The following is a 12,410-nucleotide window of genomic DNA, read 5'->3' as shown; positions in this document are numbered from 1 at the left end:
CCTTTGAGAGGAGGTGAATGGTGTGAATAAAACAGAATTAGTAAACTCTGTTGCTGAAGCTGCAGGTCTTTCTAAAAAAGACGCTTCTAAAGCAGTTGAAGCTGTATTTGATACAATTCAAGATGCTCTTGCAAAGGGTGACAAAGTACAATTAATTGGTTTTGGTAACTTTGAAGTACGTGAACGTGCGGCTCGTAAAGGTCGTAACCCACAAACTGGTAAAGAAATCGAAATCGCTGCTAGCAAGGTACCTGCTTTCAAACCAGGTAAAGCGCTTAAAGATGCTGTAAAATAATACACGTCTAGTAGTTACATAGAGCAGTCTTCATGTAAATAACATGGGGGCTGCTCTTTTTAACTTCTTTCAGCAGGTGTCCAAACATTCGCTGAAATAGAGGAACTCAGTCTAAAACGCCACGTCCTGTGGTAATTTATCTGCACGAAAGCGAAGCGATAGTAACACACGACTGAGTGACCAACATTATATTTCTTCACTAAAAAAAGTTGCGCAGATAGCTAAATAAGTTAATGGTACATAGAAAGATGTAATAAACGAAAGTGTAAGCGTTAGAGATATTATTTTCACAATTTAGGTCCATCACTAAAAGTTGGGCTACCTTTGTTAAAACATATACCAGAATATTAGTTGATCTTCGTTCCGGCTGGACGATTCTTTTGGGACCCTGGAGCGAGCCTCGCGAGTGAAGTGCCTCATCGGACGCCCACAGCTGGAACGGAAATCAACCACACGTAATGGTGTGAGTCACAAATTGTAATATATACTCCTAATTAGAAACCATTAAGTGGCTATTTTGCTTATATAGCGTTGAATTTCTTTTGAATCAAGTAAGTCGTTTTGCGCTTACCTTTTGGATATGCTACGATGCATAAGGAAATGTGTAATGTATAGATACGCAGGAGGGTTTTTACGGATGTCGAATGTTGATTTATTGAAAATAGAAGAGGCAGTAAAAATGATTTTAGAAGCCGTAGGTGAAGATGTAAATCGTGAAGGTTTACTCGATACACCGAAACGTGTTGCAAAAATGTATGCGGAAATGTTTAGTGGCTTACATGAAGACGCAAAAGATTATTTTAAAACAGTGTTTCATGAAGATCATGAGGAATTAGTACTTGTAAAGGATATTCCGTTTTATTCGATGTGTGAGCATCATCTAGTTCCTTTTTATGGGAAAGCACATGTAGCCTACATACCAAACGATGGCATTGTTGCTGGACTAAGTAAATTAGGACGTGCGGTAGAAACCATTGCTCGTCGCCCGCAATTACAAGAGCGTATTACTTCTTCAGTAGCAGATACAATTATGGAAATGCTCTCTCCTAAAGGTGTTTATGTAGTGATTGAGGCGGAGCATATGTGCATGACTATGCGAGGACTTAAGAAGCCAGGATCTAAAACTGTGACATCGGTTGCACGCGGCATTTACGAAGAAGACGAAGTAAAACGTAGAGAAGTATTATCATTTATTCAAATGTCTTAAATTGCATGTCTAATTATGTTATGATGGACTAAGAATTTGTCGGATTTAAGGAGTGTACAGACAATGGCACAAGATTATATTGTTATTCAAGCAGAGGAAGATGGTGTACATGTAATCGGTTTAACACGAGGTACAGATACAAAGTTTCATCACTCTGAAAAATTAGATGCAGGCGAAGTTATGATTGCACAATTTACTGAACATACATCTGCTATGAAAATTCGTGGGAAAGCACAGATTCATACAGCTCATGGTGTTATAAATAGCGAAGCTAAAAAGTAATAGAGAGAAATTACGTTTAATGGTTTTATGTCCAAGCAAAATTGTGATGGCACATATATATCGACTAGTTGTGTAAAACTTAGTAATGTTATTAATCCGATTTTAAGTTATTTCAGCGGGTGTCAAAACATCCGCTGAAATAAGTTAAAGACTCCAGTGGATGGCAGTTGAATTTCTACCGTTTTTTAACGGGGAAGGTCTACTGCCTATCATGTTGAATGAAGCAAAAAAATTTTTATTCCGAATCGTCGCGTATGCTATAATGACTCAGTAAGCAAGCGTTAGGTCTTGAATGCGACTAACATATTTGAAAGTGAAATGGAGTAAGGTCTATGAATGCAACATACATTCAAAATTCAATTGCACAGTTAAAAACAGAGATTTTCATGGATGTTCGTCATAGAACTTTGCAAAAATATACAGGTGTACCTGTGCTCGATGAAAATCAATTATTTTACTTGTTAGTTCCTTTTTTGAATGGTGAAGAGTGGCAACAAGAGCAAAGAGAAGCTGCAATCACTGTTGGGATTGTGTACGCTGCCTTAGCGGCGCATGATCATATAAAAGAATTTGATGCCACATCAAAAGAACAGCAGCTAACCGTTTTAGCTGGAGATTTTTATAGTGGCCGTTATTATGAAATTTTAGCTATGTCAGGGAATGTCGGATTGATTCGAAGTTTGTCGCAAGGAATTGTGGCACGTTGTGAACACCAAATTAAAGTATATGAGACAGAAAAACGATCAATTGAACAATGGTTTGCCTCGATAAGTAATATTGAATCAGGATTAATCTCAAAATTTTTTGAGCTCTATTCATTTAGTGAATATATTCCAATTATGGAGAAGAGCTTATTAATCTTGCGTTTAGAGAGAGAGTGGGCGACATATCGAAGTGGGCAAGTAACTTTAATGAGTAAGGCCCTAGAAGAAAGTGCGAGATATACTGGAGCGACATATAGCAACGTCATCCAGGACAAAATTGTGCAATTAAAAACAGAGCTGTTACAGGTGATAGAAGATACATCGTTTTTACAAAGTGATGTAAAACAGGCTCTACAAGCACGTGTAGAGGCTTCCATTGCTTCTACTAATGGATAAGAGAGGTTTTTCAAAATGGCTAAAACGAAAGAAGAGCACGTGCACGAAGTATTTGAAAGTATTTCGGATAACTATGACAAAATGAATGGTGTAATTAGTTTCCAGATGCATGTTGGCTGGCGCAATGATACGATGAAGCATATGGCAGTAAAACCTGGAGCGAAGGCACTGGATGTTTGCTGTGGTACCGCAGATTGGACAATTGCCTTAGCTGAGGCTGTGGGTGAAGGTGGAGAAGTAAAGGGGCTAGACTTTAGTAAAAACATGCTGAAGGTTGGCGAGCAAAAGGTAAAGCCATATCCACAGATTGAACTAATACATGGAAATGCTATGGAATTACCTTTCCCAGACAATACATTTGATTATATAACGATAGGTTTTGGTCTTCGCAATGTACCAGATTATTTACAAGTGTTAAAGGAAATGAATCGTGTTGTAAAACCAGGTGGAATGGTTGTTTGTTTAGAAACATCTCAATCTGAAATTCCAGGCTATCGACAATTATTCCGTTTTTATTTTAAATATATAATGCCGATATTTGGTAAAATATTTGCGAAAAGCTATAAAGAATATTCTTGGTTACAGGAATCAGCAAATGATTTCCCAGGTATGAAGAAATTAGCGGCATTGTTTGAGCAGGCAGGTTTAGAAAAAGTAACGTACAAAGCATATAGTGGCGGTGCTGCGGCAATGCATATGGGCTTTAAAAAGGTACGTTAATGGGGGAAGGTTTTCACACGTGGAAAAGATGAAGTTAAAACTACTCTATTCCGATTTGAAATCAGATATCGATATTATTGAACAAGAGTTAGAAAAAGCGGTGAACTCTTCTTCAAATTTGATCAATGATGCTTCTCTCCATTTATTGCAAGCTGGTGGTAAACGGATACGGCCAATTTTTGTGTTGCTTGGTGCGAAATTTGGCGAATATGATATCGAAAAGATGAAGGATGTAGCCGTGCCTGTAGAGCTTATTCATATGGCATCACTAGTGCATGATGATGTAATTGATGATTCCAATATGCGAAGAGGACGCCCAACTGTCAAATCACAATGGAACAATAGAGTAGCAATGTACACGGGCGATTTTATTTTTGCACGTGCGCTTGAATATATTACAAAGCTTGAAGACCCATTAGTTCATCAAATTTTAGCGCGCACAATGGTGGAAATTTGTAACGGTGAAGTCATTCAAATCGAAGATAAATTTAGATTAGATCAGGGTTTAAAGGATTATTTTAGACGAATCAAACGAAAAACGGCATTGCTGATTTCTTCTAGTTGTGAGCTTGGTGCAGTAGCAGCAGGTGTTGATGCCAAAACGGTGAGACATTTGAAACGCTTCGGCTACTTTGTTGGCATGAGTTTCCAAATTATCGATGATGTTTTAGATATTATGGCAACTGATAAAGAATTAGGAAAGCCAGCCGGCAGTGATTTATTGCAGGGTAATATTACATTACCGATTCTATTATTAAAAGATGACCCACAGATACAACCTTATTTAGTAAAAGTATTTGCAGGTACATTGACGGAGACAGAACGTCAAAATATGTTGCGGTATGTGCGTAAATCTGACGCGATTGCGCAAGCTAATAAAATGAGTGATAAATATTTGAAAAAGGCTTTACAGGAAATAGAAGCATTACCAAAACATCCTGTCAAGAAAAAACTACGTGATGTCGCTTTATTTATGGGCAAGCGTAAATTCTAGCTTTTTGTTGTACAAAGACTCATTTTTTGTTAATATTTATCGGTAGGTGTAAAACCTGTTATACGAATTTAAGGAGTGTTTTAAACATGGCAATCGAACAAACTTTTTTAATGGTTAAGCCTGATGGCGTAGAACGTCAAGTAGTAGGAGATATCGTAGATCGTTTTGAACGTCGCGGTTTTGTATTGAAAGGTGCTAAATTAATGGTAATTCCTACAGAATTAGCAGAAAAGCACTATGCTGAGCATGCTGAGCGTCCATTCTTTGGTGAATTAGTTGATTTCATCACTTCTGGTCCTGTATTCGCTATGGTATGGGAAGGCGAAAACGTAATTAAGCTTGCTCGTACAATGATGGGAGCAACTAAACCTGAAGAATCTAACCCAGGTACAATCCGTGGTGACTATGCAACAACTGTTTCTCACAACATCATTCACGGTTCTGACTCACTTGCTTCTGCAGAGCGCGAAATTGGCTTATTCTTCGGTGAAGATTTAGTTTAATTTCGAATCTAAGAAGCGTAGCGAAAATAACTACGAATAGAACTCAATAAAAAAATCATCTATTTTTCCGATGTAACTTTTACCTTCTAACAAAAAATGTTAGGGGGTTTTTTATTTGTCAAAATCATTCAATAAAGTTAACACAAACATTGATTTAAGCTTATTGACTATCAAAACTGAAAAAGAACCAAAGAAAGAAATGGTGACAAAAATCAATAACTCAATAGTTAAAATGGATACGTTTGATGAATTGGACAACAGAAATATAACCATTAAACACGCCATACAAATTTTAAATCAACAATGGCGACTAAACGGATTAAGACCAAGGACAATTGATAGTTACAACTATAATTTTAAGCGATTTGTTGAAGTTACTAAAGTGGAATATCTCCACGAAATCAACAATGAAAAAATTTATCAATATTTATCAAGTTTCAAGAATACAAAGGACACATCTCTACATGGTCGTTTAAAGCAAATTAAAGCCGTTTTAAGCAAGTGTCATGATAATGGTTGGTATAACTCGAAGTTTTGGACAAACATCAAAATAAAAGTAAATACAAGCGTTAAGGAAGCTACTACAGAAAGAGAACTGGCACTTTTGTTATCACTTTTGGATAAATCAACGTATTCAGGGGTACGTGATAGCATAGCGATTTTACTTTTATACAAAACAGGTATTCGAATTAGAACATTAGGTGCGCTGAGAGAACAGAATATTGATTTTGAAAATATGCTTTTGAAGTTGCAAGGAGAGATAATGAAATCGCATAGACCGTTGATTCTTCCTTTAGATGATGAAATGTGTACTTTGTTAAGAGAGCTAATTTCAATAAATGATGATGTTAGGAAAGAACATAGAGAAAAGAATGATTATATTTTTCTTTCAAACATAGGTGTACCAATTTCGAATACAGTTTCACCGTCCAATTTAATTGCAAAAAATTTATGGGTATACAGTAAAAAGTGGAATTTAAAGAACATTAATCCTCATTCTATTAGAAGGTTGTATGCTCAGAATTTGGTGAAACGTGGGGCGGATATAAACTTAGTATCTCATGCTTTAGCGCATTCTGACTTATCGACAACTACGAGATATTTGGGGTTAGATGTTGATACAGTAGCAAAAAATTTACGTGATTTTTTATAAGTGCTAACATATGATAACCATCATTAGTACAGAGATAAGTGGATTTCATGAGATAAGAGCCGCCTATAATGAAACAGCTAAAACAGTTACATTTGAAACATTCATTGATTTATCCGTTGGTAAGTTGATTAAGATAGGCGAGGTTACATTAACGAAACAAGAGATATTCATTATGTTAAAGTATTTCTATGATGCAAAGGATAGATGCGCTTTATAGAATGATTGTATAGTTAGATTTTAAATATTTATAAATTAAATGCATGTTAAGGTGTTGGTTGCAAAACCAGCATCTTTTCGTTTTATAGTTGGAATTATTGATTGTTTAATTTATAATATAATTAACTAATGATATGTAATAGGGAGTTGGTCTTATGAATTGGAAAGATAATAAGAATGATAAAAGCAGATATTACGGTACTTGGAATAAATATATGTTCTTAAAAATTGGAAAACAAGTATATAATGATACAGGTAGAGAGTTTACAAAGTTGACTACATCAAAAATTCTAAAAGAATATTTAGATGAGCATCAATTAGGATTTTTTAAATTCGGTGTTGATAAAAAAGGCAATAAAACGAAGTTATTTATTTTATTCAGCAACGAGGAAGATACTTTTTATGGTCTTAGAAATGCAGAGGGCGGTCATAAAGCAACTGTTAGTATTAATCGAATTGTAGATGATTTAAAAGTCGATGGCATTGACTTACCACTTGAACGCTTGAAAATAGAAGCTGTTTCCGAAGCCGATAAAGAGAAATTAGGCGTAGATAAAGAAGCACATTTATTTGAGGTTTTTCTTCCTACAAAGGAAAATGCATAATCTAGCTTTCTAAGGCTGTTTTAGCAATAACCACACATAAGTAAATAAACCAAAATATCATAGGTCATAGATGTAGCCATGCGAGTATAAACGCATGGTTTTTTGCGTTTATGGATTCCATTTGTTGCGGTTACATCAGTTACACAAGTTACAGCTTATTTGACTAAAAGGTTTATTAGGATTTTTTCTTTACTACATAAAAAAAATAAATGTATATCTTAACTATAAAAATAGTGTAACTGGTGTAACCGTAATGGATAAATTAATCATATTAAAAATAAAGTATTCGTTATAAACGTTGATATATCAATGTTTATAAAGGTTTTAGGTTCTATTTTAAATGAAAAATTAACGGTTTTTATGTGTAACCAGCATAGCTATTTTTGTAACTGAGAGGGGTAAAAATGTAACCCATGATAGTAAATTTGTAACCACTACATAATAAAAATTGAAACTGTGTAAAAATCGGTTGATGAAATTAATGTTTGTGTTATAACATGTATTTATCAGATTGAAAGAAAGGATGATGGTATGGTTAATTTAAATGATTTAATAAATATAAAAAATAAGAAAGGTGGTTTATTGAAAGATGGTATTTATGATTTTGTTGTAGAAAATATTGAATGTGAATCAGATAAAGTAGATAAAAATCAAAATCGGTATGAAATGTGGAAATTCAAATTGCGTTTAGTAGATAGAGATTATAGATTAATAAAAAATGTATTAGTCTATGATGAGGCAAATGTGAATGACATAGGGAAAAATCAATTAATGTATTTAATAGGATTTCTGGATATTGACTTTGATAATTTAGCAATAAAAGAGTCGGAATTAAAAGATTTTTTAGTGGGGAAGTTAAAGGAATTGAAAATCGTTAGTGTTGTCTACACAAAGAATGGGAGGAATGAAGTTGGTTGGCTGTACGACATAGAAGATAAAGAAAAGGCGTTAGAAAATTTTAATAGAAGGAATCAAGAATTTAAGAAACTTGATGGGGTAGTAAGCGAAATTGAGAAAGTTGATGAGGTTTCACCAAATAAAGCACATCAAGTTTTGGGAAATAAAGTAAAAGTAAATGAGGAGAAAAACACACGAACTAATGTAAATGGAACAGATGATATTAATTATACTGATTTTATCAAGTTTGATTAAATATGTTCATGCGAGTGAGGTGTAAGTGCTTCACTCGTTTTATTTTTCTAAAAAATGAGGAGGTAGAGAGATGGATAAATATTATAAAGAAAAAAGTATCAATGAAATAGTGGAAGAAAACGAATATGTAAGTGTTAGTGGAAAAATGGTAAGTGATTTAACGGTTAAGGCATGGCACAATGGCGAGGGTGAGAACTTTATTTTTGTTTTAAATGATGGTGCCAGCAATCTAAAGTGTATTATTTTTGTGAATTATAAAGACTACGACGAAAATAGTATAGATACGATTAAAAATTTCTTTGTTAAAGGACACTTCTATGAATTGAAAGGTAGAGCGAGCTTAGATGAAACGTTTACAAATTTTAGTGTGACGAGTTGTGGTATAGGTAATACCAATGCGCCTACTATGCAATTGCAAGTAGATATAGAGGACTGTAAAGATATTACGAATGATATTGGGCATAGATTAGACACAGATGAAATAGGTAGAGTTGAATTTAAAGTGATTAGTCAATATTCCACCATGCAAAGCATTGTAAAAGAAGCAGCCGCTATAGAGCTAACCAATAGATTTAATTATCAAGGTTTAGGCTTTGTAGAAAAAGGAACGGTAAGAGGTTTTCCTTTGATAGAGCAACAATTGATGCAATATAAAAAGGTGATGGCGGAAGAATATAAGAACAATCCAAGTAAGCAGAATCAAAAACGCTTAGAGAATATCGAAAAAATGAAGATGTTTTATGGCGTTGATTTTTTAGTTCATCAAAATCGGTATCTGCATTACTTAGTAAATAGTGAGAAATTATGTGAGAAAAGTGATGAGAACAACAGTGAGAAATTTTTGAGAAATGTGAAATATCTAGTATTTGACATAGAAACGACAGGTATTTACCCACTTTCACATGAAATTATTGAAATAGGAGCAGTAGTGGTTGAGAACGGTAGGGTTGTCAAAGAGTTTAATGAATTGATTAAGCCTAAAAATAAAATCAATCAAAATATCAGCAATCTTACAAATATTACAAATAAAATGGTAGAACATTGCAGAGATGAAGAAACCGTACTAAGACGGTTTTATGAATTTATCGGTGATGAGGAGTATGTATTAGTCGGACATAATGCTAGGGATTTTGATATAAATTTTATCAATGTAAAAAGCAGAATGTACAAGCTGAATGAGAAATTAAATGATTTTGCCTTAATTGATACCATGTATTTAAGTATGTATGTGGAGGAAGAGGTATTAGCGAAGCAAAGAAAACGCAAGAATTATAGCTTAAAAGGCATGTTAAAAAAATATGGTATCAAGATAGAAAATCACCATAGAGCCGTTTCTGATAGCTTGTATACGTTTAAATTGTTCCAAAAGTTGTTAGAGGATATTGAAGCTCACAATAAAGATTTAGTAGGATGTAATGAGCCATTAAAAAATCAATTAGATATGCGTTTTCCACAAATGGTCACACTCTATGCCTTAAATCGAGAAGGCTTAACTTTTATTAATCAGCTAAGTAGTAAGGTCAATACTGATACAGCAAATAGAGTTTTAAGTTGGGAGGATATAAATGTTGAAGGGCATCGAGAAAACATTTTAGTCGTAAGTAATGGCTTTTATTGCAAAGATATTTTTGAAAGCCTACTAAACGGCAAATTTGATGAGCGTGTTTTAGATAATTATGATGTGGTTGGTTTCAATAGCCCGTATAGCAATCATCATTTTGAGGATATACCAGCAGCAACATTAGAGCAATTAATCAAAATTGTTGATGGTATTTGTCAAAAGCGAAATAAAACAGTTATCAGCTTGGGCGAGGTATTATACCTTCATAAGTATGAGGAAAAATATTTAGATATGCTGTGGTTCGATAATCGAGCGAAGATGTTTTTAGATAAGAATATCACCATCATTAGACAATATTTTGATAATAAAATTCAAAAAGGACTAGCTTTTACTGATACTGAACAAGAGATATATAACAAGTTTATTCAAGGAGATTTAACAGGCGATGATTTATTAAATGTTAATATTGAAGGTTTAAAACTTGAGGTACATGGTGGGAGATTCCATCCCTACATTCAAAATAAAGAAATGGCTCGAAAGAACGTCTACTATAAATCAACGAAGGAATTATTGAATGAATTTGATTTTCTCGGAACAGAAAGAGCAAGAGAAATTGTTTCTACGAATACAATCAATTTACTAGATAGATTTTCTTCTTATGAGGTAGTACCAACACATGCGTTAGTAAAGCCATCTATGTTAGAAGGCAATGAGAAGGAGAAGATGCTTGAAGTCGTAGAAAGAAGGTTTAAAGAGCTATACGGTGAGCATGTCGATAAGGCAATTCAAGAAAGGTTAGATAAAGAGCTAGAAATGGTCTTTAAAGGCGGCTATGAAGTCGTATTTTATGGCAGTTATTTATTAGTTGAGGAAAGCAAGCGCAAAGGCTACTTAGTAGGTAGTCGAGGAAGCGTTGGGAGTATGTTGCTCGCTTATGTAATGGGTATCAGCGAGGTTAATTCATTACAACCACATTATCAATGCGATACATGTAAAACGCTTAAATTTTGCGAAGATGAAAATGTAGTGTGTGGTTTTGATTTGCCTGTTAAGCAATGTGTTTGTGGTGGTTCTTTAAAGGGAAATGGTTTTGGTATTCACTGGAGTAGCTTTATGGGCTATGGCGGTGAAAAAACGCCTGATGTAGACCTGAATTTTAGTAGCGAGATTCAAAAAGATATTATTAATTTTATCACCAGTTTATTCGGTGAGCGTAATATTGTACGAGCTGGCACAATTAGCACGCTTGCCGAGGGGAAAAGTAAAAAAATTATATGGGAGTACCATAAAGCTAAGGGAAATATAAAAGTAGAAACGCTAAAAGAACGTTACGATAATGATGTTAGTGATTTTTATGAATTAGATGATGAGGGAACTTTACATCCAATTGATTACATTCATTTTGATAAAAATAATCACAATATCATTTATATAGAAAAATTAAAACAAGAGGAAAATGGCGAACAATTAGTAGAGATATTAACATTTGATTTCGACAACTTAGTTTTTCAAGAAACGTTAGATTTTTTAAACGGTGTAGCATTTAGCAGCGGTCAACATGCTGGAGGGATGTTGGTGATTCCAGAGGAGTTAGATGTACATTATTACAGTGGTATCACCTACAGTAAGGATGGCTATGATGCCAGCAATATTACATTACAATCAGAATATAAGCCATATGAGGATGCAATTTTAAAGTTTGATATTTTGAGCCAAGATGATAGCACAAGGCTGTATTATTTGGAAAAAGAAACAGGCATTAATATTGGTGATATTGATATGTATGATACTGATGTGATACAAGAATTTGCATTAGGGCACACTGAAATGATAAGTGAATTTAACACAAACTATTCTACCAATGTCACCATGCAAGTAAGCCCTCAAAAATTTAGCGATTTAGTAGCGATTAGCGGTTTAACACATGGTAAGGGCTTATGGGATAATAATGCGGATATGTTGCTACAGAACGGCAAGACAATTAGTGAATTAATTACAAGTCGGGAAAACTTTAAAAGGCTTCTCGTTCAATATGGCATCGAAGAAACATTAAGTAATCAAATTGTGGAATTTATTCGCAAAGGGAAATTGCATAATGAAAAGAATAGAGTTACCAATTTGATTGAATGGAAAAAATATGAACAAGTTTTAATGGAGCATCATGTAGAGGAATGGTTCATTGAAAGCATCAAAAAGGTTAGATATTTATTTCCATTAGCTCACGCTGCTGCTTATGTTATTAATGCTTATAGATTAGCTTGGTTCAAAAAATACTATCCACTTGCCTTTGTGAAGGTCATGATAAATCAGTCTTTATCTGATAAAGATGTGGATAAAAGTATCTTTTTAAAGGACAGGGAGCAAATTGATAAGTTAATTTCAAAATATGAAAATCCAAAAACATTTTACACGCTGCCTAAAAAAATAAGAAAAAGTTCGGCTCAAATGTATTTTATGCGTTGGTTGTTTGATAATCATATCGAGCTATTGAGAATAGATGAAGATAAATCAGATGCAAAAAGAGCTATAATTGAAAGAGAAAAAATACGTTTACCTTATATGTTGAAACGATTTAGCATAACAGAAAGTGAATAGCTAGTGTGTATAAAAATCCATTCAGAC

The 12,410-nt window shown here is 34.0% G+C and carries 12 protein-coding genes; all 12 read left to right on the top strand.

Annotation, left to right across the window (positions count from 1 at the left end; translation table 11 throughout):
* Positions 1-22 precede the first annotated feature (22 nt).
* The 12 genes from QRN68_RS01325 (at position 23) to QRN68_RS01270 (ending at position 12,383) form a co-directional block, all read left to right on the top strand.
* Positions 23-295: an HU family DNA-binding protein gene (locus tag QRN68_RS01325; protein ID WP_004232618.1), complete on the top strand. Its 273-nt coding sequence runs from the start codon at positions 23-25 to the stop codon at positions 293-295.
* Positions 296-932: 637 nt separating this feature from the next.
* On the top strand, positions 933-1,502 hold the full coding sequence (gene folE / locus QRN68_RS01320; RefSeq protein WP_285394784.1) for a GTP cyclohydrolase I FolE: 570 nt from the start codon (positions 933-935) through the stop codon (positions 1,500-1,502).
* Between the two features lie 63 nt (positions 1,503-1,565).
* Positions 1,566-1,784 (top strand): trp RNA-binding attenuation protein MtrB, encoded by a 219-nt coding sequence (gene mtrB, locus QRN68_RS01315; RefSeq protein ID WP_049666799.1) that lies wholly within the window; start codon positions 1,566-1,568, stop codon positions 1,782-1,784.
* 332 nt (positions 1,785-2,116) lie between these two features.
* Positions 2,117-2,884 (top strand): heptaprenyl diphosphate synthase component 1, encoded by a 768-nt coding sequence (locus QRN68_RS01310; RefSeq protein ID WP_285394781.1) that lies wholly within the window; start codon positions 2,117-2,119, stop codon positions 2,882-2,884.
* A gap of 15 nt (positions 2,885-2,899) precedes the next feature.
* Positions 2,900-3,604 (top strand): demethylmenaquinone methyltransferase, encoded by a 705-nt coding sequence (locus tag QRN68_RS01305; protein WP_285394780.1) that lies wholly within the window; start codon positions 2,900-2,902, stop codon positions 3,602-3,604.
* Between the two features lie 19 nt (positions 3,605-3,623).
* A complete protein-coding gene (hepT, locus tag QRN68_RS01300) occupies positions 3,624-4,598 on the top strand; it encodes a heptaprenyl diphosphate synthase component II (RefSeq protein WP_285394779.1) in 975 nt (324 codons plus the stop codon).
* Positions 4,599-4,684: 86 nt separating this feature from the next.
* Positions 4,685-5,101 (top strand): nucleoside-diphosphate kinase, encoded by a 417-nt coding sequence (gene ndk, locus QRN68_RS01295; RefSeq protein WP_053482577.1) that lies wholly within the window; start codon positions 4,685-4,687, stop codon positions 5,099-5,101.
* A gap of 115 nt (positions 5,102-5,216) precedes the next feature.
* The gene (locus tag QRN68_RS01290; RefSeq protein ID WP_285394778.1) at positions 5,217-6,254 is read left to right on the top strand and encodes a tyrosine-type recombinase/integrase; all 1,038 of its coding nucleotides are present in this window, start codon (positions 5,217-5,219) and stop codon (positions 6,252-6,254) included.
* A 10-nt stretch (positions 6,255-6,264) separates the two neighbouring features.
* Entirely contained in the window at positions 6,265-6,471 is a 207-nt protein-coding gene (locus QRN68_RS01285) for a hypothetical protein (protein ID WP_285394777.1), read from the top strand.
* Between the two features lie 154 nt (positions 6,472-6,625).
* Positions 6,626-7,075: a hypothetical protein gene (locus QRN68_RS01280; RefSeq protein WP_285394776.1), complete on the top strand. Its 450-nt coding sequence runs from the start codon at positions 6,626-6,628 to the stop codon at positions 7,073-7,075.
* A gap of 531 nt (positions 7,076-7,606) precedes the next feature.
* Complete coding sequence (locus QRN68_RS01275) at positions 7,607-8,227, top strand: hypothetical protein (protein ID WP_285394775.1); 621 nt, start codon at positions 7,607-7,609, stop codon at positions 8,225-8,227.
* Between the two features lie 70 nt (positions 8,228-8,297).
* A complete protein-coding gene (locus tag QRN68_RS01270) occupies positions 8,298-12,383 on the top strand; it encodes an exonuclease domain-containing protein (protein WP_285394774.1) in 4,086 nt (1,361 codons plus the stop codon).
* Positions 12,384-12,410: the final 27 nt, after the last annotated feature.

This window comes from Lysinibacillus sp. fls2-241-R2A-57 (assembly GCF_030209535.1).
Lineage (GTDB): Bacteria > Bacillota > Bacilli > Bacillales_A > Planococcaceae > Lysinibacillus.
This window is presented reverse-complemented; position numbering and strand designations above follow the sequence as displayed.